Here is a 26,031-nt window from a genome sequence, read left to right on the forward strand (position 1 = left end):
TCAGGGCGCCAACGCGCCGAGCACGATCCGTCCGCTGGCGACATTGCCGAGAAAGCGGGCCAGATCCGGCTCGAACACGACCTGCGTCGCCTTCTCGATGCCGAACCACTTGCGTTTGCGCTCGTGCTTTTCGTCCCACTTCTTCAGTTCGGCGGTTACGCGCATCGAGAAGACGATAGCCTGCGACGGCTTGGTCGAGCCGTCGTCGAACAGCTTGATATAGTGGTACGAGCCGATCGGCGCCTCATCCACCTCGCCTTCGATGCCGGCCTCCTCCAGCGCCTCCTGCTTGGCCGCCGCGGCATCCGAGCGGTCCGCCATCGGCCAGCCCTTGGGCAGCATCCATTTGGCATTGGTGCGCGAGGTGATCATCAGCACCGAAATCGTACCATCTCGCTCCAGCCGCCAGGGCAGTACTGCCACCTGGCGCCCCCGCGCTTCCTCGATATCGGCTGCGACCTTCACGTCTCGCTAATCCTCGACTCACCGCTGCAATGAGGCGCCATTGCGACCGGCCAATCCATACCAAATGTTGTGTTTCGCCTTTGGTTCAAGCCCAAGCGACAAGGTATCAGTGGATTGTGGTATGAAATTGGTCTGCCCGGTCCAACCCCTCCGAAAGAAAAGCATCCCACCCTACCCAAAGTTAATGTGCCCCGGCTCCTCAGCGTCCAGACTGCCGCCTTGACGACCAAGGAGCAGCAGTGACCATCGATCCCAATCCCATCCGGCGCCGAGCCGAGCGTCTCGGTGTCGGCTTGGCGCGACGTGCCCTAGCGGCAGTACGGCCTGTGCATGGCCGGCTTGCCGATCTCAACGAGCGGGCGGCGCGGCTGCGCGGCAGGCAACTGCGCTACCGTGACACGGACGAGGGCGATGTCTCGCGCGAGGCAGCGGATCTCCTGAGCGAGCTCGAAGAGCTCCAGCGCATACTCACCGAGCAGTCGGCGACATTGCCGCCGGAGGTTATTGCCGTCAGCCAGTATCAGGACGCGGTCAGGGCGGTATCCGCGCTGTCGCAGACGCTGCAGGCGTTGCGCTAAGGTTCATACTCAATGGCGCAGCACACACATGTCGAGGTTGCCCGCCGCCTCGCCCCGTCGGGGAGAGGATAGCGCAGCTTGGGAGCGCCAGCGACTTGGCGCAGCTGAGGTGAGGGGGCCTTTGCCGGCCATCGCCTGGCCGCAACTGGTGCGAGGCAATTGTAGGGCAGCGTTACCTTGGCTCCGCTAGCGCGCGCCATCCCCGCGGGGAGAGGCGGCGCGGGCCTGAACCTCCGCGCCTGACACACCTGTTGAGTACGGACACCTGCGTCCCTCGGTGCCGCCGAGGTTCCAGCTCACATTCCCTCTTGCGCCGAACCGTACGGTACGGTACGCAATTGCCGAAGATGGACCGTGAGGGTCCGCGGGGAGCAGGGGACCAGCCTTGTCGGTCATCGCCAGCGAAGAAACTTTCACGCCGCGCCAGCAGCAGGTGCTGACCGCTGCGCTCGATCTCCTGGTCGAGCAGGGCGACCGGCTGACCATGACCTCGGTGGCTCGCCGCGCCTCGTGCTCGAAGGAAACACTATACAAGTGGTTCGGCGATCGCGACGGGCTGCTCACCGCCACTGTGCAGTGGCAGGCCGCCAAGGTGAAGGCGCCGCAGGTCGATCGCTGGCGGCTCGATGCAACCTCGCTGCGCCAGAGCATCGAGCAGTTCGCCCGCGACCTGCTCGGCACCATCAGCGGCGAGGTTTCGGTGACGCTGAACCGCCTGGCCATCGGCCATGCCGGCGCTGAGAAGCACGGGCTGGGCGAGATCGTGCTGGAAAACGGTCCGCTCGCCATCCGCAAGCGCCTGAAACCGGTGCTCGAGGCCGGCCGCGAGGCCCGCCTCCTGCGCTTCGACAGTTCCGAGGAGGCCTATCGCAGCTTCTTCGGCCTCGTCGTCCGCGACGTCCAGATCCGCCTGCTGCTGGGGGAGGTCCACGCTTCGTCCGAAGGCGAGGTGAGCAAGGATGCGGCCCGGGCGACCGACCAGTTCCTGAAGATCTACGGGGCCGGGACCTAAATCCCCAACCCGCCACCTATTGGCCCCGCCGGGCCAGAACGCACGAAAAGGGAGACCACCATGCGCGTCTATTACGATCGGGATGCCGATCTCAACATCATCAAGTCCAAGAAGGTCGCGATCGTCGGCTACGGTTCGCAGGGCCACGCCCACACGCTGAACCTGCGCGACTCGGGCGTTACGAATATCGTCGTCGCCCTGCGTCCCGGCTCCGCTTCGGCCAAGAAGGCCGAGGGTGAAGGCCTCAAGGTCATGTCCGTCGCCGAGGCCGCCAAGTGGGCCGACGTCATCATGATGCTGACCCCGGACGAGCTGCAGGCCGACATCTACAAGAACGAGATCGAGGCCAATATCCGTGACGGCGCCGCCATCGCCTTCGCGCACGGCCTCAACGTCCACTTCAACCTCATCGAGCCCAAGAAGACCGTGGACGTGATCATGATCGCGCCCAAGGGCCCGGGCCACACCGTGCGCGGCGAATACCAGAAGGGCGGCGGTGTGCCGTGCCTGATCGCCGTCCACCAGGACGCCTCGGGCAATGCCCAGGACATCGCGCTCGCCTACGCCTCGGGCGTCGGCGGCGGCCGCTCGGGCATCATCGAGACCAATTTCCGCGAGGAATGCGAGACCGATCTGTTCGGTGAGCAGGTCGTGCTCTGCGGCGGCCTCGTCGAGCTCATCCGCGCCGGCTTCGAGACGCTGGTGGAAGCCGGTTACGCTCCGGAAATGGCCTATTTCGAGTGCCTGCACGAAGTGAAGCTGATCGTCGACCTGATCTACCAGGGCGGCATTGCCAACATGAACTACTCGATCTCCAACACCGCCGAGTGGGGCGAGTACGTGTCGGGCCCGCGCATCATCACCTCGGAAACCAAGGCCGAGATGAAGCGCGTGCTGCACGACATCCAGTCGGGCAAGTTCACCTCCGAGTGGATGCAGGAATACAAGGGCGGCGCCTCGCGCTTCAAGGCCACCCGTCGCCTCGCCGACGAGCACCAGATCGAGGAAGTCGGCGAAAAGCTGCGCGGCATGATGCCCTGGATCAAGGCCGGCGCCCTGGTCGACAAGACCAAGAACTGATCCCGGTTCGAAGTCGAACCCAGAGAAGGGCCCCACGGGGCCCTTCTGCATTTCTCCAGGAGGTGGAGCGCCGTCCCATCACCCCCGCGGAGTCATCCGGCGAAGGCCGGGGCCCATCCCGAGGTCGCGCGGCTATTCTCCGACGGCTGGCCTACGCCGCTTCCGCCACCGTCGCCCGCAACGCATCGACGATGTCGCTTGGCGCATCCGGTGTTGGCAGCGTGCCGAACTTGCGCAGCCAGAACCACATCGTAAGGCGGTGCAGCGTCGTGTAGAAGGCGAGCGCCTTGGCCGGCTCCGGATGATTGATCGGGCCGTAGCCCGCGAGGATGGCCGCCGTGCTGCCGGGCGTGTCGTGCTCGGTGCAGAAGATGCATTTTGCCAGATCCATCACCGCACTTTCGGCCCGCATGTTGCCGAAATCGATCAGCCCGCTGAGCTGCAGCTTTCCATCGCGCTCGATCACGAGGACATTGTGCGGTTGCAGGTCGCTATGCGCAAACACCGGCGGCCCGCTCTGCGGCACCACGGCGTCGAAATCGCGCTCGACCAGCCGACGCAGTGTTCCGGCCATTGCCGGATCGCCGCCATGTTCGACGAACCGCTCGAAAGTCCCGTCCACATAGCCGCGCATGTAGACGACATTGTCTGCGTGCTGCGCCGCGCCACCCTCGGCCGGGATCCCACCGAAGGCCGGCAAAGTGATGCCGTGCAGCTTCTTCGCCAGCGCCCCGAGCTGCCGCATCACGCTCTGGTAGTCCGGGTGCGTGGCGAACAGCTGCGCGCGCTCGCCTTCGACATAGGTGGACAGTGCATAGCGGACGGGCAGGCGTGTGAGGGTCTCGTCGACCTTCAGATAGCGCGTTGCGACGACGTCTAGATTTTCCAGCAACCCGGCCGCGTACTGGTCTTTGCGCGGCAGCAGATGGTCGCCGTCGAAGGTTTTCAGCACCAGTCGCGTATCGTCCGCCAGGTCGAGCCGATATACCGCCGCGCTGCCGCCCTGGAAGCGGGTAATCTCCCGTACCGGAGCAAGGTCGAGCTCGGCGAGGATTGGCGCCAGGTCTTCGGGGCTCGGTTGCATCGCTTGCTCACCACCAAGGCTGTTGATGTGTGCAGGCATGACGGTCCTCCGCTGGACGAGGCGCAGAGCTAGCCTCAACCGCGCCTCGCAATCAAGTGTCGCGCCGGGCCATCGGTGCCCACGACGCCTGCCGGCCCGGAAACACGAAGGGCTCCGCACTGTCGCCCGGAGCCCTTCAGCTGTTCCCTTCGCTGGCGGCAAGGGGATCATTCATGGCCGCGGCCTGGTGTCGGCACGCGCTTGGACCGCATCAACGCGATGTCGGTGCGGGTCAGTCCGATGTCGCGCAGCATGCGATCATCGAACATCATCAGGTCCCCAAGGACCCGCTTGCGTTCCGCGTTGCGGAACAGGTTCGAAATATAGCCCAACGTGTTTCTCCCTGGTTGGCGGGCGGCTTATCCGTCCGAGCGGATGAACCGGCAATGAACCGGCGGGTGGATGACGCGCTGCGCTTGAACCGAATAATTCAGAGACGAGAACCAATACGACCGTCCAGCCCGGGCGGTGGCAATTGTGCACGGAGTCATTCCCGCGAAGGCGGGAACCTCTGTTTTTGGCGCATCGCCCAACGGAGATCCGCTTCCGCGGGAGTGACCCGGCGGGAAAATCGCATCCGTGGCCGACACTCCCGTTGCATCAGAGCCGGTGGGCCATGCTAAGAGCCAGCCATATTCAGGGAGAGATTGATGAGCGTAGAAAGCGATATCGCCAGGCTGGTCGAGCAGGAACAGCGGCTGACCTTCACCCGGTTCGACGAGGACACCGCCTTCGAGATCGGCTCGACCATCCGCCGCCTCGCGGCCGAGGCTGGCGTCGCCGTGGCCATCGACATCCGTCTGTTCAATCGCCCGCTGTTCTATGCGGCGATGAAGGGCACCAGCGCCGACAATCCCGACTGGCTGCGCCGCAAAGGCAATTGCGTGCGCCGCTGGGATCGCGCCTCCTACCACACCGCCCTGCGCTGGAAGCGCGATAACCGCGTCAGCCAGCCCGACCACAATGTCGACCCCACCGAGTACGCCGTCCATGGCGGCGCATTTCCGATTCGCATCGAAGGGGTTGGCGTCGTCGGCTCCATCACTGCTTCAGGTCTGCCGCAGCGCGACGACCACTCCTATGTGGTCAAGGCGATCTGCCTCCATCTCGGCATCGCGCCCGGGGAACTGGCCCTGCCGGCCGAGTGACATCGTAAGCATCGGTAAGACTTCTGCTACGTTGGCCTGCTAGATCTGGGGTAACGGGCGCCGCCACCGCGCCCGGTCTCCCGGGAGCATGCGATGAAACTGAACTACGTCCTCCTGGACGTCTTCACAACCGAGCGGTTGAAGGGCAACCCGCTCGCTGTCGTCCTCAAGGCCGATGGCCTGCTCGACGACCAGATGCAGGCCATCGCCGCCGAGTTCAATCTCTCGGAGACCGTGTTCATCCAGAAGCCGCAGTCCGAGCGCCACTCGGCGGCCGTGCGCATCTTCACGCCCCGCGTCGAACTGCCCTTCGCCGGCCATCCCACGGTCGGTGCAGCCGTGGTGCTGGGCCTGCAGAACCGCTCCACTGCCGTCCGGCTCGAGGAAAAGGTCGGCACCATCATCTGCGTCATCGAGCGGGTGGACAAGGAGACCGGGCACGCCCGCTTCGCGCTGCCCAAACTGCCCGAGGAAATCGGCAAAGCGCCCGGCAAGTCGGCAATCGCAGCCACGCTCGGGCTCGATCTCGACGAGATCGGCTGCGGCCCCTACGAGCCGGCCGTCTATTCCGCCGGCAATCCGTTTTACCTCATCCCCGTCGCCAGCGCCGACGCGCTGAAGCGCATCAGGCTCGAGCGTCGCGGTTGGGACGAGAATTTCCCCATCGGCCGCGGCAACATCTATGTCTTCACCCGGACCCCCGAGGAGCGCGGCAACGATCTCGCCGCCCGCATGTTTGGGCCCGGCATGGGGCTGGGCGAAGATCCGGCGACCGGGTCGGCGGCCGCGGCGCTGATCGGCCTCCTCGCCAGGCACGAGGGCAACGGCCAGCACGAATACCGCCTGCGCCAGGGCCACGAAATGGGCCGCCCCAGCCTGATCAGCGTCCAGCTTCGCAAGGAGAATGACGAACTCACCCATGGTGGCATTGGCGGCCACGCCGTGATCGTCGGCGAGGGGACGCTCAATCTCAGCGATTGACATCGGCCTCGCCCGGCCGCCGAGGTTGGAGACTCGGCCGCGCCTGGGTTAGTTTCTGCCGCGATAGGCTACGGAGGGCGCTATGGTGTACGTCATTGCATTGCTGCTGTTTGTCATCCACATCCTCGCCTTTGCGGCGGGCAGCGCCAACGGCGTTGTCATGCCGATCCTGGGTCCCAAGCTCGCTACCGCCTCGCCCGATACGCGCGAGCACCTCTTCGACATCGCCGAAAAGCTGTCCAAGGTCGGAAAGATCGCCATGGGCACGCTGCTGGTCACCGGCATCCTGACGCTGTGGCTCAAGTGGGACTGGATCCCGCCCAACGCCATCTGGTTCTGGATCAAGATGGCCGGCGTCGTCGCCATGATCGTGTTCATCGTCAACAACGAGCGCAGCTTCAAGAAGGCCAGGGCCGGCGACCGCGAGGCCGCAAGGCGCTCGCAGATGTTCGGCCAGTTGACCGGCATCTCCTTCCTCGTCGTCGTGATCGCTGCCGTCTTCTCGTTCAACTGATGCCCATCCTCGACCACATCAATATCCACGTGGTCGACGGGCCGCGCATGGTGAAGTTCCTGGAAACCGTGCTGGAAGCCGAAGAAGGCTTCCGGCCACCCTTCGATTTTCCCGGTCACTGGGTTTATGTCGGCGGCCAGCCCGCCATTCACCTCACCGTGATTGAGCGCCCCGAAGACTATCCGCAGGGCATGATCAACCATATCGCCTTCGGCGTGTACGACTACGAGACGGCCAAGACCCGCATCGAATCGACCGGCTACCCCTACAAGCTCTCCGGCATCCCCGAGACCGGCATCGGCCAGTTCTTCGTCGAAGGCCCGGAAGGCATTCGTGTCGAAGTGCAGCACCGGCGGTAGCGCACCATTTATCCTCCCCCGCGGGCGGGGCAGTGTTTGCTTCGGACTCTGCCATCCACCGGGTCATCCCCGCGAAAGCGGGGACCTCCGTTTGGCTGTACGCACCGAAAACAGAGGTTCCCGCTTTCGCGGGAATGACTCCGTGGCTGTTCCCGACAAACGCGCCCAAGTCCTGAATGAACACTGCTCCGATGGGGGCAGCGGGGGAGGGGGACCGGCGAAGCTGGTGGAGAGGGTGGCCGCGCGCGCTAACGTTCCGTTATTCAGCCGAACGCCTCGACCGTTATCCGCCTTGCCAAGCCGCCCGATTTCCCGCAATATTTCGGTCACTAACGGAATTTCGCCATGCAGCGCTCTCGCGCCATTGCCATCGCCGCCGCCGAACAGAAGGCTCGCCAGAGCCGGCTGATCATTGCTGCGTCGTTGCTGCTGCTGCCGGCCGCGCTTCTTCTCCTTCTTATCAGCCCCTGATAACCGACGGCTCGGCAAGCGAGCGGGTGGTCAGGGGATGCGTGCAACAACCGAACAGCAATTGTCCGGTCGTGAGGGTTTTGACCCCGGCCGTTTGATAGGAATAGGCAAATGACCTCGACGCAATCGAACAAAGACCGCGTCTTCATCTTCGATACCACCTTGCGCGACGGCGAGCAGAGCCCCGGCGCCACCATGACGCTGGAAGAAAAGATCCAGGTCGCCGAAGTGCTCGACGAAATGGGCGTCGACATCATCGAGGCCGGCTTCCCCATCGCTTCGAACGGCGATTTCGAGGCCGTCGTCGCCGTCGCCAAGCAGGTGAAGAACTCGGTCGTCGCCGGCCTCGCCCGCGCAATTCCCGCCGACATCGCCCGCGCCGGCGAGGCGGTACGTCACGCGAGGCAGGGCCGCATCCACACCTTCGTCTCCACCTCGCCCATCCATCTGGCGCACCAGATGCGCAAGACCGAGGAGCAGGTGCTGGAGATCATCTCGGCCACCGTCGCCCAGGCCCGCAACCTCGTCGACAACGTCGAGTGGTCGGCCATGGACGCCACCCGCACCCCGATCGACTATCTGGCCCGCTGCGTCGAGCTCGCCATCAAGGCCGGCGCCACCACCATCAACCTGCCCGATACCGTCGGCTATGCCGTTCCGGCCGAGCACGAGGCGATGTTCCGCTCCATCATCGAGCGCGTCCCCGGCGCCGACAAGGTCATCTTCTCGGCCCATTGCCACAACGACCTGGGCCTCGCCGTCGCCAACTCGCTGGCCGCCGTCCGCGGTGGCGCCCGCCAGATCGAGTGCACCATCAATGGCATCGGCGAACGCGCCGGCAATGCCGCGCTCGAGGAAGTGGTGATGGCGCTGCGCACCCGCGGCGACGCCATGCCCTACGATACCGGCATCGAGTCGACGCACCTGAGCCGCGCCAGCAAGATCGTCTCGGCCGCGGCGAACTTCCCCGTCCAGTACAACAAGGCCATCGTCGGCAAGAATGCCTTCGCCCATGAGAGCGGCATCCATCAGGATGGCATGCTGAAGAACGCCCAGACCTATGAGATCATGACGCCCGAGAGCGTCGGCATCAAGGAAACCACCCTGGTGATGGGCAAGCATTCCGGCCGCGCCGCCTTCAAGGACAAGTTGAAGGAACTGGGCTACGAGCTGGGCGACAATGCCTTCCAGGAAGCCTTCCAGCGCTTCAAGGATCTCGCTGATCGCAAGAAGCACGTCTACGACGCCGATATCGTCGCGCTGGTCGATGACGAAGCCGGCTCGGTCGACGACCGCATCAAGCTGGTCGACATGCAGGTCGTCAGCAAGACCGGCGGCATCCACCACTGCGACATCACCATGACCATCGACGGTGCCGAGGTCTCGGCCAGCTTCGACGGCACCGGCTCGGTCGATGCCATCTTCAATGCCATCAAACAGGCCGTGGGCAAGGATCCGCATCTGGTGCTCTACGCCATCGACGGCGTCACCGGTGGCACGGATGCGCAGGCCAGCGCGCACGTGCGTCTCGAAATGAACGGCCGCATCGTTTCGGGCAACGCGGCCGAACCCGACACGCTGGTGGCCTCCGCCCGCGCCTACATCAATGCCTATAACCGCCTGCTGCTCGAACGCGGCGCGGCGGCACAGGGGGCGACCGAGGCCGTGGCGAGCTGATCTCGCCACAACCCAGCCATCGGAGCCGCCCCCCACGGGGCGGCTCTTTTCATTTGAGGAGGACAATCTTGGCTCACGAATTGCGAGCGGTGGCGACACCCGAGGACTGGGAGGCGATGCACGCCATCCGCCTCGAGGTGCTGTTCACCCCCGAGCGCCATCCCGGCACCGTCTATGACCGTGCCCATCCGCACGACACCGATCCGGCACACACCAAATTCCTGTTGCTGCTCGACGGCACGCCTATTGGCACTACCCGGCTCGATCCGCGCGGGCAGGGCGGCATCGTCCGCCTCGTTGGCATCGTGAGGGACCGCCAGCGCCAGGGCCACGGTTCGACGATGGAGCGCCTGCTTGTCGAGCACGCCCGCAACCGCGGCATGACCCGGCTCTGGCTGAACGCGGCGAAGGAGTCCGTCGGCTTCTACGACAGGCTCGGCTGGACGCCTGAAATCTGGGACGAACAAGAACTTGCCACTTTTGCCCGCAACTGCGTGCAGATGACCAAGCCGCTCTAACCGAGGCGGCGCAACGCGGCTAGGCTGCCGCCCGACTCTAAACGGCCGGAGGCCACATGCTGCGCGAACTGAGGGGAGCCATCACGGCGCTGGCGCTGGTCGTCTGTGCCGTCCTCGCCCTCGTCAGCTTCGATCTGGGCATTCCTGGCCAGGAACTGCTGACCTCGCTGCGCTTCCACATCGCGGCGCTGCTGTTCTGCCTCATCGTCTTGCTGCTGGCCGGCGGTGCCTGGTGGCGCGCCGTGATCCCGCTTCTTCCGCTGTTGGCGAGCGTCGGCCAGGGCGCCGGCATCATCCACGACCAGCAGCAACTGCGCCAGGCCAACGCCGCCGCGGGCACGACCCCGCTGTTCCGGCTGCTGAGCTTCAACCTGCTGAACGACAACAAGAACGGCGCCGCCATCGCCGACTACATCGTCAACTCCGGCGCCGACATCGTCATGGTCATGGAAGGCGGCCCGCTCAGCCACCAGCGCGACAAGGTCTTTGCCGCCTATCCCTACAATCTGGGCTGCATCGATTTCTCTGGCTGCTCGACCACCATCCTGTCCAAGTGGCCGCTCACCGAGATCAACACGCGCGATCTCAGCCAGTATTATCGCAAGCGTCTCGTCACGGCGGTCGCCGATATCGACGGCACCAAGGTCAACCTCGTGCTCGCCCATATGAGCAAGCCCTATTTCGACGTGGTCGCCGCCGAGGAGGCAGCCCGCATCGCCTATTTCATCCGCGGTCTGGATGGTCCGGTGCTGCTCGCCGGTGATTTCAACGCTGCCGCCTGGTCCGATAACATCGTGCGCCTCGCGCGTCGCGAAAAGCTGGCGCCGGGGCCCGGCTATCCCGCCACCTGGCCGGTGGAGCTCGGCCCGCTCGGCGTGCCCATCGACAACGTCCTCGCCCGCGCCCCGCTCGTGATCGAGAGCGTCCGCGCCATGGACGATTCCCTCGGCTCCAACCACTTCGGTCTGATCAGCGAAATCGCCATCGCCAAGGCAAGCTAGGCGGACAGGGCGGCACTATCCTCCGACGCCGCCCGCGCGGCGGGGCGGATGGTTCCGAACAGATCCTTGGGATCATCGAGCGCCGGGACCAGGTCGATATCGTGCTGACGCGCCACCGTCAGGTCGCGCACATAGCGCAGCGCCGAAAAATCCTCGACGGCAAAACCGACCGAGTCGAACAGCGTCACCTCATCGGCGCTGGTGCGCCCCGGCGCCTTGCCGGCCAGCACCTGCCACAGCTCGGTGACCGCAAAATCCGGCCCCATCTGCTGGATCTCGCCTTCGATGCGCGTCTGCGGGGTGTATTCCACGAACACGGATGCACCCGCGACGATATCGCGATGCAGCTCGGTCTTGCCCGGACAATCGCCGCCGATCGCGTTGAGATGCATCCCCGGCGCCACCATCTCCGGCGTCAGCACGGCCGCCCGCGCCTTGTCCGCCGTGGCGGTGGTCACGATGTCGGCCCCGCGCACGGCCTCGGCCGCCGATGCGGCGCGCACGATGCGCAGCCCGCTGCCGGCCAGGTTGGCGCAGAACTTGTCCACCGCCTCGGGATCTATATCGAACACCCGAACTTCCTCGATGCCGAGCAGCGCCTTGAACGCCAGCGCCTGGAATTCCGACTGCGCCCCGGCCCCGATCATCGCCATCACCCGCGAACCCGGTCGCGCCAGCGCCCGCGCCGCCACGGCCGAGGTCGCCGCCGTCCGCAGCGCGGTGAGGATCGTCATTTCCGAGATCAGCAGCGGATAGCCCGTCGCCACATCGGCCAGCGCCCCGAACGCGGTAACCGTCAGCTTGCCTTCGGCCGTATTCTTCGGATGCCCGTTGACGAACTTCATCGCATAGAGCGCCCCGTCCGAAGCCGGCATCAGCTCGATCACCCCGTCGCGCGAGTGGCTCGCCAGCCTCGCCGATTTCTCGAACAGCTCCCAGCGCCGGAAATCGGCCTCGATATAGCCGGCGAGCCCAACCAGGAACCGCTCGATGCCGGTCTGGCGGAGCAGGGTCCGGATGTCGCCGGTGCCGATGAACTGGGTCATGTTCGCCTCTTACTTTGCTGGAGCAGTCAGGCTCGGGTAGTGCGGTCAGGCCGCGATATGGTCCGCCATCGCTGTTGCGCGGACGGTTTGCGTGTGCCCGCCGAGCAGGCGAGCCGTGAGATCGATCATCAGCTCGGCGCTCATCGCGCCCCGGTCGAGCAGCGGATTGAGCTCGACGAGGTCGAGCGAGCCGACCCGGCCGCTCCGGTGCAGCATGTCCATGACCAGCTGCCCGTCGCTCAGCGACAGCCCGCCGGCCACCGTCGTGCCAACGCCCGGTGCAAGGCTCGGGTCCATCGCATCGACATCGAGCGACAGGTGCAAATGCCCGTTAGCCGCCTCCACCCGATCGAGGAAATGCCCGAGCAGCGGTGCCACGCCGGCGACACGGATCGCATCCATGTCAACCACCTGCACGCCCCGCGCATCGATCAGCTGCGCCTCCTCGCAATCGAGCGCGCGAGCCCCGAGAATCATCACGTTCGCGGGGTCGACCGGGGCAAACCAACTGGGCGAATTGGTAAAGCCCGGCTCGCCACAGAGGCGCGCCAGCGACATGCCGTGAATATTGCCGGTTTCGGTCGTCGCCCAGGTGTTGAAATCGCCATGCGCATCGAACCACAGCACGAACAGCGGCTGGCCAATCTCGGCGCAATGCCGCGCCACGCCCGCCACCGAGCCCATCGAAATCGAGTGGTCGCCGCCCAGAAACACCGGCCGCGCCCCGTTCTCGAGGCTGCGATAGCCGGCCTCGCTCGCCGCGATCGCCAGCGCATCGATCTCCGCCGCTGCCGACGGCTTGCGGCCGACATTCACATCACCGAGGTCCGCCACCGCAAAGCCGATATCGGCGAGCCGCTCGGGCAGGCCCGCAGCGCGCAGCGCGTCCGGCCCGAGATAGGCACCCCGGCACGAAGCGCCGACATCGGTCGGCAGCCCGATCAGGTCGATCCTGCGGGTCAGGGAAGGGCGGCGGGCGCGAGCGTCGTGCAGCATCGGGGTTCCTCTTCGAGAACGCCTCAATGTGGGGAGCAAAACCTGCTGGCGAAAAGTCGGAATAGTGCTAGCTTTGCGCATTCAACTTCGCAAAGTGACGGCATCAGATGGCAAATGGCGCATCCAACCTCGATGATCTCGATCATCGCCTGATCGCGCTGCTGCGCTCCGACGGCCGCCTGCCGGTGGCCAAACTCGCGGCGGAACTCGGCGTCTCCCGCGCCACCGTCACCGCCCGCATGGAGCGGCTGGTCAAGACCGGCGCCATTGCCGGTTACACCGTGATGCTGCGCACCTCCGCCCGCTCCGACGCTGTGCGCGCCATCACCATGGTCGAAATCGACGGCAAGAACTCCGAAGCCGTCATTCGCCGCCTCACCGGCTTCCCCGAAATCCGCACCCTCTACACCACCAACGGCCGCTGGGACGTCGTCGCCGAAGTCGAAACCCCCAACCTGCGCGAGTTCGACGAACTCCTCCGCAAGATCCGCCAGATCGACGGCATCGCGAACACCGAGACAAGCATCCTGCTGACGGCGCGCAAGGAGCTGGGTTAGGGCGGGTCGGACTGCCAAGATTCCTCATTGATCGCCTCCCTCCCCCTTGCGGGGAGGGACAGAGGGAGGGGGTGGTCCGGTGATCCATTGATGGACCCCCACCCCCAGCCCCTCCCCTCAAGGGGGAGGGGAGCGGACCTCAGTGGCCCGCCTCCCGCAACGCCCCCGGCAGCTCCGCCGCCACCACATCCATCTCCGCCTCGGGCCCGACGCTGATCCGGATATGCCGATCCAGCCCCGGCACCATGGGCTTGCGCACGAACACGCCGCCGCTCCAGCGCCTTCAGCACGCGCATGGCGAAGTCGCCATCCCGCCCGCAATCCACCGCGACGAAATTCGTCGCCGAAGTCACAGCGCTCAACCCGTTCTCCGCCGCAATCGTGTAAAGCCGCGCCCGTCCCGCCGCGACCCGCGCGATCACCGCCTGCAGCCACTCCTGGTCGCCCAGCGCCGCGATCGCCGCGACCTGTCCCAGCCGCGTCACCCCAAAATGGTTGCGCACCTTGTCGAAGGCCCGGATGAACTCCGCCTCGCCGATCGCGTAGCCGACCCGCATCCCCGCCAGCCCATAGGCCTTGGAGAAGGTCCGCGTCCGAATCAGGTTCGGCCGCGAGATGTCGAGCGCGGGCAGGGTGCCCGCCGGTGCCGTCTCGCAATAGGCCTCGTCGAGCAGCACCAGCGTCTCCTCCGGCACCGCCGCGATGAACCGCTCCAGCTCGCCCGCATCCCACCACGTCCCCATCGGGTTGTCCGGGTTGGAGAGGTAGATCACCTTGGCCCGCTCGCGCCGCGCCGCCTCGAGCAATCCGCCGAGATTTTCGCGGTTCTGCGCATAGGGCACCGCCACTACGCGCCCGCCAAACCCCGCGACATGGTAGTTGAACGTCGGATAGGCCCCGAGCGAGGTCACCGCCACATCGCCCGGCGCAATGATCAGCCGCGCGATCAGGCAGTGCAGCCCGTCAATCCCTTCGCCCACCGCGACATTGGCCGCCGGCACTCCCAGATGCGCGCTCAGCGCCGCCTTGAGCTCGAACAGTTCCGGATCGCCATATTTCCACGCCTCGAACGCCGCCGCGGCCATCGGAGCGATCACCCTCGGCGACGGCCCGAATCCGCTCTCGTTCGCTCCCACCCGGGCGCGAAATGGCACTCCGGTGCGTCGTTCCAGCGCTTCGGGGCCGGTGAACGGTACTGTGGACGGGAGGGATTGGGCGAGGGGCGTGAGGATGGGGCGCATGGCGCGCGACCATATCGCGACCCGCGCCGGCCGCAATGGCCTCAGTTCGCATGGGTCGCCGGAAAAGTTTCACGGCCTTGCCGCACAGATGATTGTGTTGCGCGCGAGCCCTGCGCGGTCCACCTATTCGGCAACTCACTGAGGATCATCAATATGCGCAAGACTAGCCTCGCCGTAGCGGCGGCAATCATCGGAGCGCTGGGCATGACCGGTGCGCAGGGCGCCGAAACCGCGGTCGCCATCTTCGCCGGCGGCTGCTTCTGGTCGGTCGAAAGCGATTTCGACCACGCCCCCGGCGTCCTCTCCACCACCTCGGGCTATATCGGCGGCCACGTCGCCAACCCGACCTACGAGCAGGTGGTCACCGAAACCACCGGCCACCGCGAAGCGGTGCGCGTCGAATACGATCCGGCCGTGACCAGCTACGAAAAGCTGGTCGATACCTTCTTCCACCTCATCGATCCGGTCGAGACGCGCGGCCAGTTCTGCGATTTCGGCGAGAGCTACACGACCGCCATCTATGCCGGGAACGCCGACGAGCTGAAGCTCGCCGAATCCGGCAAGGAGGCGACCGCCGCCGCCCTCGGCAAGCCCGTCGCCACCCTCGTCGAGATGGCCCCGACCTTCTACCCGGCCGAGGACTACCACCAGAATTTCTGGCAGGGTTCCGAGATGCTGATGAACGGCGTCACCCGCGCCGAGCACTATGCCCGCTATCGCGTCGGTTGCGGCAAGAACCGCATGGTCGAAGCGATCTGGGGCGATCAAGCGTTCCGCGGCCTCGACGGGCACGCCTAGGAACTCGGCCTCTCAGTCGTCGCCCTAGGCGGGGAGAAAGCGAAAACCTGGGCTTGGCGCAGCCAAGTCCTTAGTTTTCGCAAGAGGGGGGCGTGGAGGGCACGGGGCCGATGGATGGACATCGGTTACCCCGTCAGGCCGGTCGCGGCGCCACCACGTCCGCCTGCGCGTAGGAGGGGATTCGGATGCCCTCCGCCTCGAGCGCCGCCTTGCCCTTCTCGGTCAGCTCGATCTTGGTGCCCCACCAGTCCGAGTTCTTCGTCCAGGCGCGCAGCACCGCTTCCACCGAGATGGCGCCGAGCGTGCCCACGTGCACGGTCGGCTTGGGGTCGATCAGCACGCGCTCGTCCTTGCGCGCGATGTCGAGCAGCACGTCGCGCGCCTTGCCCATGTCGGCCTCGTAGCCGATGCCGATCTTGATCTCGACCATGCGGTTGGGCTCGCGCGAGTAGTTCATGATCTTGGCGTTCCACAGCCGCGAATTGGGAACGAAGATGAACACTCCGTCGTAAGTGCGCAGTTCGGTCGCGAACAGGCCGACCTCGAGCACGTTGCCGGTGATTCCCTCGGCATCGATAAAGTCGCCGACACTGAACGGCCTGAGCCAGATCAGCATCACCCCCGAGGCGATATTGCTCAGCGTCCCCTGCAACGCCAGCGCGATAGCGAGACCGGCGGCGCCGAGCACCGCGAGGATCGATGTCGTCTGGATGCCGAACTGGCTGAGCGCGATCACCACGGTGATGATCATGATGCCGTAGCGCAGGATCTGCGACACGAGCGGGGCGAGCGTCGTGTCGACCCGACGCGTACGCGGCAGCAGGCTCCGCACCTGCCGCGCCAGCGCCTTCGCCAGCCAGAAGCCGGCGAGCAGGATGAGCAGCGCCGTCAGGACGCGCGTGACGTTGTCGGCGATCCAGACGGTCGAAAAGCTGAGCAGCTGTGAATATTCCATGTGCCTTGTTCCTGCGTCGACGAGCCCGGCCAAGGCCTTACCGGCAAATGCGGTTGCTCTATGACAGGTCGGGCGTTTGTTCGGCCGCGCTTTGCGTGTGCGGGTCGGCGGCGAGTTCCACTTGCGCCTGCTCCTCGTCGCCGACGAGCATCCTGTTGATGGCGAGCTTGCCCTTCTCGGTAATGTCGCGCAGGGCGTTGAGATAGTCCGGCGTCGGCACCCAGGCCCGCATCTGCAGCACGATCTTGTCGCCGGCAAAGCTGTCCACGTGCACCGTCGGCGGCGGGTCGACCTGCACCCGCTTGTCCGAGGTGGCGATCTTCAGCATCGTCTTGCGCGCGACCCCGACATTGATGGTGTCGGGCACGGTGATATTCACATCGATGCGCCGGCGCGGCTCCCGGCTGTGGTTGGTGATCGCGCTCGACCACAGGGTCTGGTTGGGCACGAAGATGTAGAGCCCGCTGGTCGAGCGCAGCCGGGTGCCGAACAGCCCGATTTCCACCACCACGCCCGCAACGCCATTGCCCACCACATATTCGCCGATGGCGACCGGCCGTTGCCAGATCAGCATGATCCCGGCCGCGATGTTGGAGAGCGTGCTCTGCAAGGCCAGCGCGATGGCGAGGCCCGCCGCACCCAGCACCGCATAGATCGACGTGCTCGAAACCCCGATGAAGCTCAGCGCCGTCACGATGGAAAAGATCAGGATGCCGTAGCGCGTCACCTGGCTCAGCAGCGGTGCGAAGTTGCGGTCGACCCCTTGCGCCCGTGGCAGTTGCGAGCGCACCAGCCGCGACAGCACGCGCGACAGATACCAGCCGATGGCGAGCACGGCGACCGCCGCCACCACGCCGCCCGAATTGGTCAGCGCCCATAGCCAGAGGTCGTTGAAGAAGTCGACGGATTCGCTGACGGCGTCGTTCATGGGATTTGCGTTGACCCTGCCCTGGCTTTGCCGCGCCAATCTATGCATTCCGGCCATCGCAGGAAAGTTGGCAATCGGTGCTGGACAAGCCGGGATCACCCTGATAGTCACCCGCCTCGGCCCAGGGTGCGTAGCTCAGATGGTAGAGCAGCTGACTCTTAATCAGCGGGTCCACGGTTCGAGTCCGTGCGCACCCACCAAGCCGATCCCCCTACAGACCTGATCCCATCAAACCGTTGCCCGCTTGGGGCGCCGGCAGGGCCAGTCGTCGTGCGCCCCGGCGCCGGCTACGTTTATCTCATGACTATCGATATCAACAATAAGTCGTTGACAATGACAGTAATTGCCGATGGATACTTGCTGATATCTCGCTTGGGGAAGGGGTTAACGGATGTTTGGGGGTATTGGACGGCTGATCGGCGTCGCCGCTGCCGCCGTGATTTTCGGATCTTCAGCGCCGGCGCTGGCGATCACGACCGTGCCGCTCGATGGCACGCTCAGCTTCATCAGCGGCGACGACGGATTTCCGGAGTTGGTCAATGAGCCATTCTCCGCATCATTCTCGTTCGATGAGACAGCCGTCGACATCGCGAGCTTCACTGATTTCGTCGGCTGGTACGACTCGTTCGGCCCGGCCTTCGGCGCGACCATCAGTGCTGCCGGCTACACTTTGGACCTCATGGGCGGAGTTGTTCAGACCGATCTGGTGAACGACGCTACCGACACCTTCAAGATGCTTGCGTCCAAAACGATTGAGATCGCCGGGCTGGGTGCATTCTCTGTGCAACTGCTGGTGCTTCTCACCGACACCACTGGGGCGGCGCTGACGTCGGACGATCTCGTCACGCCGATCCTGAGTGCTTTCGGCCAGTCCTGGGTGCAGATCTTCATCCAGGAGGAAGGAACCGGCTTTTCCGCAATCTACGGGGGCTCCCTCGCCGCCGTCCCGGTACCCGCGGCCCTGCCGCTGCTCGGCGCCGGTCTCGCCGCGCTCGGCCTCGTGGGCTGGCGCAAGAAGCGCGCTGCTGCCGCCGCCTGATCTGTCGGCAATCGGATGGAAAGAGGGGCAGGCCGCCTAGCCTGCCCCTCTTGTTATATGGCGAGCCCGGCGCGGAGCGATCCCCCACATGTGCGTATTGGCGGAATGACTGCCTTCACAAGTCCGTCACGGGCCTCTACATAGCCGCCAGCAACCCTTCCTCGGAGTGACCCCGCAAAATGCCCTTCGGCCTCGATCCCTCGGCACTTTGGGCATTTGTGAACGTCATCATGATCGACCTGGTGCTGGCGGGCGACAATGCCGTCGTCATCGGTCTCGCCGCCGCCGGCCTGCCGGCAGATGTGCGCCGCAAGGCAATCCTGATCGGCATCATCGCGGCGACCGTGCTCCGCATTTGCTTTGCGCTCATCACGACCCAGTTGCTTTCCCTCGGCGGTGGCCTGCTCATCGCCGGCGGTCTGCTGCTGCTGTGGGTGTGCTGGAAGATGTACCGCGAGCTGTCGGTCAGCCACGAGGAGGAGCATGAGGCCACCGAGGCGCTGACGGATACCGACCTCAACGCCGATGGCACCGTCGCCAAGAGCCCCAAGAAGACACTCAGGGCGGCCGTCTGGCAGATCATCATCGCCGACGTCTCGATGTCGCTCGACAACGTGCTGGCCGTTGCCGGCGCCGCGCAGCATCACGAGATCGCCCTGATCTTCGGCCTCGGCCTGTCCGTGGTGCTGATGGGCGTCGCAGCCAGCCTCGTTGCCGGCCTGCTGCATCGCTATCGCTGGATCGCCTGGATCGGCCTCGCCGTCATCCTGTTCGTCGCCGTGCGCATGCTCTACCACGGCGCCGACCAGCTGCTCGACCACACCCTGCCGTACATCCCGCTGCTGAAGGACACGACCGTCGCGGCGGCGGTGGCGCACTAAGCGTTACCGGCCCGAAGCGGCCTCCGCCGCTTCCCTACCCACGGTGTCATCCCCGCGAAAGCGGGGATCTCCGTTTGAGGCGCCCGCAGCAGCGCACTAAGCGCCGCCGCACCCTCGATGCCCCTCTCCCCCTAGGCGGGGGAGAAAGCGAAAAACTTGGGCTTAGCACAGCTAGTCCTTAGTTTTCGCAAGAGAGGGGGTCGTGGGAGCCACCGGCGCGCCACCGCACCCCCTCTCTGCTGCGACTAACTCGCTGGCGCTCGCAAGTCTCGCGTCTCCCCCGCCAGGGGGGAGAGGGTGCGTCGTTGCAACCACTGATGCCTGTGGAAGGCTTCTCCCCCTAGGCGGGGGAGAAAGCGAAAACTTGGACCTTAGCGAAGCTAAGTCCTTAGTTTTCGAGAAGAGAGGGGGTCTGTGGAGGGCACGTCGATGCCGCCCGCCCACCTCACCGCCCCAGCAGCATATCCACCCGCGCCCTGAACCGTGCGATCCGCCCCATGCTCATGCCCTGGTCATACCCGTCGGTGACCTTGGTGTAGAATTTCTCCATCACCACGTAGTCCTGCCCGAACAGCTGCTGGCGCAGCAGTGCCGACTGCTCGTAGCCGTAGCGGCGGAGCAGGGCGAGGGCGACTTCGTTCTCCGGCCGCACCCAGGTGAAGGCCTTGTGGAACTTGCCGTTGTCCCAGTGCTCGTCGAAGATCCGCATGCCGTGCAGCCCGAGCCGGGTCTGCCGGTGCGAGGGGAAGATCCAGCTCCAGTAGCGGAAGATCGAGCCGCATTCCGGCCCCGAGATCAGCCCGCCGCCGGCCACCCCATCGACCGTCAGGATGATGACGTGGAACGGGTCGACCCGCTGCAGCGCGCGCAGGTACCCCTTGGTCAGTCGGCCCTTCTCATGCGCCTTGAACAGCTCGTTGTAGTGCGGCGACTCGTCGATCACCGCCATCAGCTCGCGGTGGATCAGGTCCAGTTCGTCCGCTCGTGCGGCGTGGTAGCCAAGCTCCGGCATGTTCGCCCCCAGCAATTGGTATTGCCCGCACTATGCCGCCAAAGGCCCGCGAAAGCGTTTATCGCTAAGGTTTCCATCGGCCTAAAGCCGACAAGTGGTCAGCTTGCCCGGCCCATCCCCCTTGGCTAGAAACAACGCCAAAGGGAGAAGCAACAATGAGCCAAGACCTGGTGTTCCAGCCGAACCCCGAGGCCCTTGCCCGGACCCGGACCACGGCCGCGCAGTACGAGGAACTCTACGCGCGCTCGCTCGCCGATCCGGACGGCTTCTGGAAGGAACAGAGCCAGCGTCTCGACTGGATCAAGCCGCCCACCATCATCAAGAACACCAGCTTCGAGTATCCCGACGTCTCGATCAAATGGTTCGAGGACGGGGTGCTCAACATCTCGGCCAACTGCGTCGATCGGCACCTCGCCACCCGCGGCGACCAGACCGCCATCATCTGGGAAGGCGATATCCCCGGCACCGACGGCCGCGTCACCTATCGCGAGCTGCACCAGCGCCTCTGCAAATTCGCCAATGTGCTCAAGGCCAACGGCGTCAGGAAGGGCGACCGCGTCACCATCTACATGCCGATGGTCATCGACACCGCCATCGCCATGCTGGCCTGCGCCCGCATCGGCGCCGTGCACTCGGTGATCTTCGGCGGTTTCTCGCCCGACTCGATCGCCGGCCGCATCAACGATTGCGACAGCCGCATCGTCATCACCACCGACGAAGGCCGCCGCGGCGGCAAGACCATCGCGCTGAAGAAGAACGTCGACGAAGCCCTGCTGAAGACCCCCGGTGTCGACAGGGTCATCGTCGTCAAGGTCACCGGCAACCCGGTGGAGATGAAGCCCGGCCGCGACGTCTGGTACCACGACGAGGAAGCGACGGTCCCAGCCGACTGCGCCCCCGAGCCGATGAACGCCGAGGATCCGCTGTTCATCCTCTATACCTCGGGCTCCACCGGCAAGCCCAAGGGCGTGCTCCACACCACCGGCGGCTACCTTCTGTGGGCCGCGCTCACCCACGAGCGTGTCTTCGATTATCGGGATGGCGACATCTACTGGTGCACCGCCGATGTCGGCTGGGTCACCGGCCACAGCTATATTGTCTACGGCCCGCTCGCCAACGGCGCCACCACCCTGATGTTCGAGGGTATTCCGAGCTACCCCGATGCCTCGCGCTTCTGGCAGGTGGTGGAAAAGCACCAGGTCAACATCTTCTACACCGCCCCCACCGCCATCCGCGCGCTGATGGGCGCCGGCGCCGATTTCGTCGACAAGTACGACATGCCCTCGCTGCGGACCCTCGGCTCGGTCGGCGAGCCGATCAACCCGGAAGCCTGGCTCTGGTACCACAAGCATGTCGGCAAGGAGCGCTGCGCCATCGTCGACACCTGGTGGCAGACCGAGACCGGCGGCCACATGATCACCCCGCTGCCGGGCGCCATCCCGGCCAAGCCCGGCTCGGCCGCAAAGCCATTCTTCGGCGTCAAGCCGATCGTCCTCTCGCCCGAAGGCCGCCTGCAGGAGCAGACCAAGGCCGAAGGCGTGCTCTGCATCGCCGACAGCTGGCCGGGCCAGATGCGCAGCGTCTACGGCGACCACGCCCGCTTCGTCTCGACATACTTCGAGACCTACAAGGGCTACTATTTCTCCGGGGACGGCTGCCGCCGCGACGAGGACGGCTATTACTGGATCACCGGCCGCGTCGACGACGTGCTGAACGTCTCCGGCCACCGCATCGGCACCGCCGAGGTCGAAAGCGCGCTGGTCGCGCATCCCAAGGTGGCCGAGGCCGCCGTCGTCGGCTACCCGCACGATCTCAAGGGGCAGGGCATCTACTGCTACGTCACGCTGATGGCCGGCGAAGCGGCGAGCGACGAACTCAAGACCGAGCTGCGCAACTGGGTCCGCAAGGAAATCGGCCCCATCGCCAGCCCCGACCTCATCCAGTTCGCCCCCGGCCTGCCCAAGACCCGCTCCGGCAAGATCATGCGCCGCATCCTGCGCAAGATCGCCGAAAACGACTACGGCGCGCTGGGCGACACCAGCACGCTCGCCGATCCCGGCGTGGTGACCGACCTGGTCGAGAACCGGCAGAACCGCTAGCGACCACCGGCTTCTCCGTGATCCTCCCCCGTGCAACGGGGGAGGGGGACCAGCGAAGCTGGTGGAGGGGGCGACCCCAAGCACGATGGTGCCCCCATCCACCCCTTCACCTCCCCCTTCATGGGGGAGGCCGGGAGGGGGCCGTCCCTCTCAGTCAGCACCCACCCCACCACTTCGCCGCATTCCCATGCACAATGCCACCATCCGATTCCCCCGAGACCCAACTTCATGCGCCTCGCCACGATCCTCGCGACGATCCTTTCCCTGTCCGCGCCCGCCTACGCGCAATCGCTCGAGCAGATGGCCGGCCAGATGATCGTCGTCGGCTTTGCCGGGGACTCGGTGAATGACAAGGGCGTCGCCGCCGCCCGCGAGGAAATCGCCTCCGGTGGCATCGGCGGCGTGATGTTCCTCAAGACCAACGTCGCCAACCGCACCAATGTCGAGGCCATGAACGAGGCCTTCCGCGCCGCGGCGCCCGCCGGCCTGCCACCCTTCATCACCCTCGATCAGGAAGGCGGCTCGGTCGAGCGCCTCACCGAGGCGGTGGGGTTCAAGGAAATCCCCAACGCCCAGACGGTCGCGAAAACCACGCCTGCCGACAAGGTCGGCCCGCTCTACGCCGCCCAGGCCGACGCCATCGCCGATTGGGGCTTTTCGGTCAATTTCGCCCCCGTCGCCGATCTCGCCGTCAACCCGAACAACCAGGTGATCGCCAAATTCGGCCGCGCCTTCGGCAAGGACGCCGACACGGTCACCGCCTATGCCGAGCAGGTGATCGCCGCCCATCATCAGGCCGGGCTCCTCACCTCGCTGAAGCACTTTCCCGGTCACGGCTCGTCCACCGCCGATAGCCACGAGGGCTATGTCGACATCACCGACAGCTGGACCGACGCCGAACTCGCGCCCTATCGCGGCCTCATCGCGGGCGGCTATAGCGACTTCGTCATGGTCGGCCACCTGATCGACACCGCCGTCGATCCCTCGGGCGTTCCCTCCAGCTTCTCCCGCGTCTGGATCGAGGAGCGCCTGCGCGGCGAGCTCGGCTTTACGGGCGTCGTCATCACCGACGATCTCGAGATGGGCGCCATCCGCGAGCATTACACCCTCGAGCAGACCGTCGTCCGCGCCGTCGAAGCCGGCGTCGACGTGCTGCTGTTCTCGAACACCGCCAAGCCGCGCGCCAGCCTCGCCGACGAAGTCCGCGCCATCCTCGTCGCGCACGCCGAAGCCGACCCGGCCTTCAAGGCCCGCATCGAGCAAAGCTACGCCCGCATCGCCGAGCTGAAGAAGCGCATCGGCGACTGATCCACCGGTCTCCCCGTGATCCCTCCCCCGTTCACGGGGGAGGGGGACCAGCGAAGCTGGTGGAGGGGGCGACCCCAAACTCTGTGCCTCTCAGGCCCCTCTCTGCTGCGACTAACTCGCTGACGCTCGCAAGTCTCGCCTCTCCCCCGCCAGGGGGGGAGAGGGTGCATTGCTGCGGGACTCGGTGCTTGTGGAAGGCTTCTCCCCCTTGGCGGGGGAGAAAGCGAAAACTTAGGTTTAGCCCTTCGCTAAGCCTTAGTTTTCGCAAGAGAGGGGGTCGATGCCGCGCACCAGCTCACCAGCCCCCGTCACCACCCCGTCGCATTTCCATATCATTGCTCGCCCCACGTTTTCCCCACCTCAGCCGCGCGGAGTCGCAAAACTGCTCCACCCGGCGGCGGTGAGCGGATAAACTCCGCGAACCGCAGGCAGACAAGGACGGCAGCATGAACGATGAGGTGAGGGAGGCGCGGCGCGTCCGTGCGCTGTTCATCTCCGATGTGCACCTGGGCATGCGGCCCACGCGCATCAACCAGCTCATCGATTTCCTGCGCTGGCACGATGCCGAAACCATTTATCTCGTCGGCGACATCGTCGATGGCTGGCGCCTCGCCAAGACCTGGCACTGGCCGGCCGAATATCACCAGCTCGTCGAGATCTTCCTCGACAAGGCGCTCAGCGGCACCCGGGTGGTGGTCCTCCCCGGCAACCACGACGAGTTCCTGCGCGAGTATCTCGGCACCTATTTCGGCGAGGTCGAGTTCGTCGATCGCGCCATCCACACCACGGCCCAGGGCAAGACCTATGTCGTCATCCACGGCGACCAGTTCGACGTCGTCGTCGCCCATGCCAAGTGGCTCGCCCATGTCGGCGATTGGGCCTATCGCGCCGCGCTCCGCATCAACATCGTCGTCAACTGGGTCCGCCGCCGTCTCGGCCTGACCTATTGGTCGCTCTCGGCCTGGGCCAAGCACAAGGTCAAGAACGCCGTCTCGGTCATCGGCCGCTTCGAGGAAGCGCTCACCCTCGAAGCCCGCGATTCCGGCGCCGATGGCGTCATCTGCGGCCACATCCACTACGCCGATATGCACGAGCGGCTCGGCATCCACTACGTCAATACCGGCGATTGGGTCGAAAGCTGCACCGCCGTGTGCGAGACCTTCGACGGCGTGCTCGAGCTCATCCACTGGACCGAAACGCCCCAGCCGAGAAAGCCCCGCCGCCTGCGGCTTCGCCGCGCCCCTGTGGCGCCGGAACAGTAAGGGCAGGGACCTATCCCGCCCGCGCCACCTCGTCCTCGAACCGCACTCCCGCCAGCTGCTCCGACACCTGCCACAGCCGCTCCGCCACCTGCCTGTCCTCGGCCTGCGGCGGCACTTTTGCGGCCACCGGATAGCCGCGCGTTTCGCCCAGCGCATGTGGCCCGTAATACCCGCCACGCACCGCTTCGGGTGAGGTCGCAGCGAACAGCGTCGGCAGCGCCCCTTGCCAGGCCGGCTGGAACAGGAACCACAGCAGCGATCGCATCGCCCCGGTGACGCTGCCGCGGCCCGGCGCATTATGGAGCAGGTCTGTGCGCGACACCCCCGGATGCGCTGCGATGCTGCTGATACCCCACCCCTCCGCGAGGCTCCGCCGTTGCAGTTCGAACGCGAACATCAGGCAGGCAAGCTTGGATTGGCTGTAGACCGGCATCGGCCGGTAGGCGCGCTCCGCCTGCAGGTCGTCGAAGTCGATGCTCCCGGCCCGCGCCGCCACGCTCGACAGCGTCACCACGCGGGCCTGCTTTCCTTTGCGCAGCAATGGCATAAGCTGCGCCGTCAGGGCGAAATGCCCCAGATAATTGGTGCCGAATTGCAGCTCGAATCCATCCGCCGTCTCCTGTCGCTGGGGCGGTACCATCACCCCGGCATTGTTGACCAGCAGGTCCAGCCGCTCCTCCTGCCGGCGCAGCCGCTCGGCGAAGTCGCGTACCGATCTGAGGCGCGCCAGGTCGAGCGGCTCGAACCGCACCCGCGCCGCCGGCACCTCGGCCCGTATGCGCGCCACCGCCTCGGCCCCCTTGCCGGGATTGCGCCCGGCAATGATGACTTCGCCGCCGGCTTTGGCCAACGCCAGCGCATCCTCGAACCCAAGTCCGCCCGTGCCCGTCACCACCGCCAACCGTCCGCTCTGGTCCGGAATTTCCGCCGCCGTCCACTTTGCCATCGCTCTTGCCTCTCCATATATTGCACTGAGTGCAAT

Annotated in this window: 27 protein-coding genes, 1 tRNA gene and 1 pseudogene; 19 read left to right on the plus strand and 10 right to left on the minus strand. The window is 65.6% G+C overall.

The annotated features are described in order from the left end of the window. Positions 1-465: an NUDIX hydrolase gene (locus AC3A6I_RS07170; RefSeq protein WP_487542967.1), complete on the minus strand. Its 465-nt coding sequence runs from the start codon at positions 463-465 to the stop codon at positions 1-3. 239 nt (positions 466-704) lie between these two features. Here AC3A6I_RS07170 and AC3A6I_RS07175 point away from each other — a divergent pair, with 239 nt between their 5' ends. From AC3A6I_RS07175 to ilvC, 3 genes are all read left to right on the plus strand, one after another. After that, positions 705-1,043 (plus strand): hypothetical protein, encoded by a 339-nt coding sequence (locus AC3A6I_RS07175; RefSeq protein WP_487542969.1) that lies wholly within the window; start codon positions 705-707, stop codon positions 1,041-1,043. Between the two features lie 385 nt (positions 1,044-1,428). Continuing rightward, positions 1,429-2,055, plus strand: a complete 627-nt coding sequence (locus AC3A6I_RS07180) for a TetR/AcrR family transcriptional regulator C-terminal domain-containing protein (protein ID WP_487542970.1) — start codon at positions 1,429-1,431, stop codon at positions 2,053-2,055. Positions 2,056-2,115: 60 nt separating this feature from the next. Continuing rightward, positions 2,116-3,135: a ketol-acid reductoisomerase gene (gene ilvC / locus AC3A6I_RS07185; protein ID WP_487542972.1), complete on the plus strand. Its 1,020-nt coding sequence runs from the start codon at positions 2,116-2,118 to the stop codon at positions 3,133-3,135. Between the two features lie 151 nt (positions 3,136-3,286). On the opposite strand, the gene AC3A6I_RS07190 is transcribed toward ilvC, so the two are convergent. Together AC3A6I_RS07190 and AC3A6I_RS07195 are read right to left on the minus strand one after the other, a co-directional pair. Then, a complete protein-coding gene (locus AC3A6I_RS07190; protein ID WP_487542974.1) occupies positions 3,287-4,258 on the minus strand; it encodes a phosphotransferase family protein in 972 nt (323 codons plus the stop codon). 167 nt (positions 4,259-4,425) lie between these two features. After that, complete coding sequence (locus AC3A6I_RS07195; protein ID WP_487542976.1) at positions 4,426-4,590, minus strand: YjiS-like domain-containing protein; 165 nt, start codon at positions 4,588-4,590, stop codon at positions 4,426-4,428. Between the two features lie 318 nt (positions 4,591-4,908). On the opposite strand from AC3A6I_RS07195, the gene AC3A6I_RS07200 reads away from it, so the two are divergent. The 8 genes from AC3A6I_RS07200 (at position 4,909) to AC3A6I_RS07235 (ending at position 10,927) form a co-directional block, all read left to right on the plus strand. Next, complete coding sequence (locus tag AC3A6I_RS07200; protein ID WP_487542978.1) at positions 4,909-5,406, plus strand: heme-degrading domain-containing protein; 498 nt, start codon at positions 4,909-4,911, stop codon at positions 5,404-5,406. A 93-nt stretch (positions 5,407-5,499) separates the two neighbouring features. Beyond that, positions 5,500-6,387, plus strand: coding sequence for a PhzF family phenazine biosynthesis protein (locus AC3A6I_RS07205; protein WP_487542980.1), 888 nt, complete (start codon positions 5,500-5,502; stop codon positions 6,385-6,387). A gap of 82 nt (positions 6,388-6,469) precedes the next feature. Continuing rightward, positions 6,470-6,901: a CopD family protein gene (locus tag AC3A6I_RS07210; RefSeq protein WP_487542982.1), complete on the plus strand. Its 432-nt coding sequence runs from the start codon at positions 6,470-6,472 to the stop codon at positions 6,899-6,901. Further along, positions 6,901-7,260 carry a VOC family protein gene (locus AC3A6I_RS07215; protein WP_487542984.1) on the plus strand — a complete coding sequence of 120 codons (360 nt, stop codon included), beginning with the start codon at positions 6,901-6,903 and terminating at the stop codon, positions 7,258-7,260. Before AC3A6I_RS07210 ends, AC3A6I_RS07215 begins: the two co-directional genes overlap by 1 nt. A gap of 345 nt (positions 7,261-7,605) precedes the next feature. Beyond that, the gene (locus AC3A6I_RS07220; protein WP_487542986.1) at positions 7,606-7,731 is read left to right on the plus strand and encodes a hypothetical protein; all 126 of its coding nucleotides are present in this window, start codon (positions 7,606-7,608) and stop codon (positions 7,729-7,731) included. A 111-nt stretch (positions 7,732-7,842) separates the two neighbouring features. Then, on the plus strand, positions 7,843-9,408 hold the full coding sequence (locus tag AC3A6I_RS07225; protein WP_487542988.1) for a 2-isopropylmalate synthase: 1,566 nt from the start codon (positions 7,843-7,845) through the stop codon (positions 9,406-9,408). A 68-nt stretch (positions 9,409-9,476) separates the two neighbouring features. Next, entirely contained in the window at positions 9,477-9,926 is a 450-nt protein-coding gene (locus AC3A6I_RS07230; protein WP_487542990.1) for a GNAT family N-acetyltransferase, read from the plus strand. 56 nt (positions 9,927-9,982) lie between these two features. Next, on the plus strand, positions 9,983-10,927 hold the full coding sequence (locus AC3A6I_RS07235) for an endonuclease/exonuclease/phosphatase family protein (protein WP_487542992.1): 945 nt from the start codon (positions 9,983-9,985) through the stop codon (positions 10,925-10,927). Here the strand turns inward: AC3A6I_RS07235 and AC3A6I_RS07240 are convergent. Both AC3A6I_RS07240 and rocF read right to left on the minus strand, forming a co-directional pair. Next, complete coding sequence (locus tag AC3A6I_RS07240) at positions 10,924-11,973, minus strand: ornithine cyclodeaminase (protein WP_487542994.1); 1,050 nt, start codon at positions 11,971-11,973, stop codon at positions 10,924-10,926. The two genes, AC3A6I_RS07235 and AC3A6I_RS07240, sit on opposite strands and share 4 nt — an antisense overlap. 45 nt (positions 11,974-12,018) lie before the next feature. Continuing rightward, entirely contained in the window at positions 12,019-12,969 is a 951-nt protein-coding gene (gene rocF / locus AC3A6I_RS07245; protein ID WP_487542996.1) for an arginase, read from the minus strand. A 107-nt stretch (positions 12,970-13,076) separates the two neighbouring features. Here rocF and AC3A6I_RS07250 point away from each other — a divergent pair, with 107 nt between their 5' ends. After that, positions 13,077-13,526, plus strand: a complete 450-nt coding sequence (locus tag AC3A6I_RS07250; protein WP_487542998.1) for an Lrp/AsnC family transcriptional regulator — start codon at positions 13,077-13,079, stop codon at positions 13,524-13,526. A gap of 139 nt (positions 13,527-13,665) precedes the next feature. Here AC3A6I_RS07250 and AC3A6I_RS07255 read toward each other — a convergent pair. Further along, a pseudogene (locus AC3A6I_RS07255) lies at positions 13,666-14,767 on the minus strand (pyridoxal phosphate-dependent aminotransferase). Positions 14,768-14,920: 153 nt separating this feature from the next. On the opposite strand from AC3A6I_RS07255, the gene msrA reads away from it, so the two are divergent. Continuing rightward, complete coding sequence (gene msrA, locus AC3A6I_RS07260; protein WP_487543000.1) at positions 14,921-15,565, plus strand: peptide-methionine (S)-S-oxide reductase MsrA; 645 nt, start codon at positions 14,921-14,923, stop codon at positions 15,563-15,565. A gap of 133 nt (positions 15,566-15,698) precedes the next feature. On the opposite strand, the gene AC3A6I_RS07265 is transcribed toward msrA, so the two are convergent. Together AC3A6I_RS07265 and AC3A6I_RS07270 are read right to left on the minus strand one after the other, a co-directional pair. Next, positions 15,699-16,520, minus strand: coding sequence for a mechanosensitive ion channel family protein (locus AC3A6I_RS07265; RefSeq protein WP_487543002.1), 822 nt, complete (start codon positions 16,518-16,520; stop codon positions 15,699-15,701). A 58-nt stretch (positions 16,521-16,578) separates the two neighbouring features. Continuing rightward, entirely contained in the window at positions 16,579-17,448 is an 870-nt protein-coding gene (locus tag AC3A6I_RS07270; RefSeq protein ID WP_487543004.1) for a mechanosensitive ion channel family protein, read from the minus strand. Between the two features lie 124 nt (positions 17,449-17,572). Between AC3A6I_RS07270 and AC3A6I_RS07275 the strand changes: the two genes are divergently transcribed. The 3 genes from AC3A6I_RS07275 to AC3A6I_RS07285 all read left to right on the plus strand — a co-directional run bounded on the left by AC3A6I_RS07275 (position 17,573) and on the right by AC3A6I_RS07285 (position 19,368). Beyond that, a tRNA-Lys gene (locus AC3A6I_RS07275) sits at positions 17,573-17,648 on the plus strand. Between the two features lie 191 nt (positions 17,649-17,839). Further along, the gene (locus AC3A6I_RS07280; RefSeq protein WP_487543006.1) at positions 17,840-18,487 is read left to right on the plus strand and encodes a PEP-CTERM sorting domain-containing protein; all 648 of its coding nucleotides are present in this window, start codon (positions 17,840-17,842) and stop codon (positions 18,485-18,487) included. Positions 18,488-18,666: 179 nt separating this feature from the next. Beyond that, positions 18,667-19,368 (plus strand): YjbE family putative metal transport protein, encoded by a 702-nt coding sequence (locus tag AC3A6I_RS07285; RefSeq protein ID WP_487543008.1) that lies wholly within the window; start codon positions 18,667-18,669, stop codon positions 19,366-19,368. Positions 19,369-19,813: 445 nt separating this feature from the next. Here the strand turns inward: AC3A6I_RS07285 and AC3A6I_RS07290 are convergent, their stop codons facing one another. Then, positions 19,814-20,380: a hypothetical protein gene (locus AC3A6I_RS07290; protein WP_487543010.1), complete on the minus strand. Its 567-nt coding sequence runs from the start codon at positions 20,378-20,380 to the stop codon at positions 19,814-19,816. 155 nt (positions 20,381-20,535) lie between these two features. Here AC3A6I_RS07290 and acs point away from each other — a divergent pair, with 155 nt between their 5' ends. The 3 genes from acs to AC3A6I_RS07305 all read left to right on the plus strand — a co-directional run bounded on the left by acs (position 20,536) and on the right by AC3A6I_RS07305 (position 25,049). Then, entirely contained in the window at positions 20,536-22,479 is a 1,944-nt protein-coding gene (acs, locus tag AC3A6I_RS07295) for an acetate--CoA ligase (RefSeq protein WP_487543012.1), read from the plus strand. Positions 22,480-22,707: 228 nt separating this feature from the next. Next, positions 22,708-23,787 (plus strand): glycoside hydrolase family 3 N-terminal domain-containing protein, encoded by a 1,080-nt coding sequence (locus tag AC3A6I_RS07300; protein ID WP_487543014.1) that lies wholly within the window; start codon positions 22,708-22,710, stop codon positions 23,785-23,787. 446 nt (positions 23,788-24,233) lie between these two features. Next, a complete protein-coding gene (locus tag AC3A6I_RS07305) occupies positions 24,234-25,049 on the plus strand; it encodes a UDP-2,3-diacylglucosamine diphosphatase (protein WP_487543016.1) in 816 nt (271 codons plus the stop codon). A 10-nt stretch (positions 25,050-25,059) separates the two neighbouring features. On the opposite strand, the gene AC3A6I_RS07310 is transcribed toward AC3A6I_RS07305, so the two are convergent. After that, entirely contained in the window at positions 25,060-25,995 is a 936-nt protein-coding gene (locus AC3A6I_RS07310; RefSeq protein WP_487543018.1) for an SDR family oxidoreductase, read from the minus strand. Positions 25,996-26,031 lie beyond the last annotated feature (36 nt).

The organism is Devosia sp. Soil_C_22 (genome assembly GCF_057657195.1).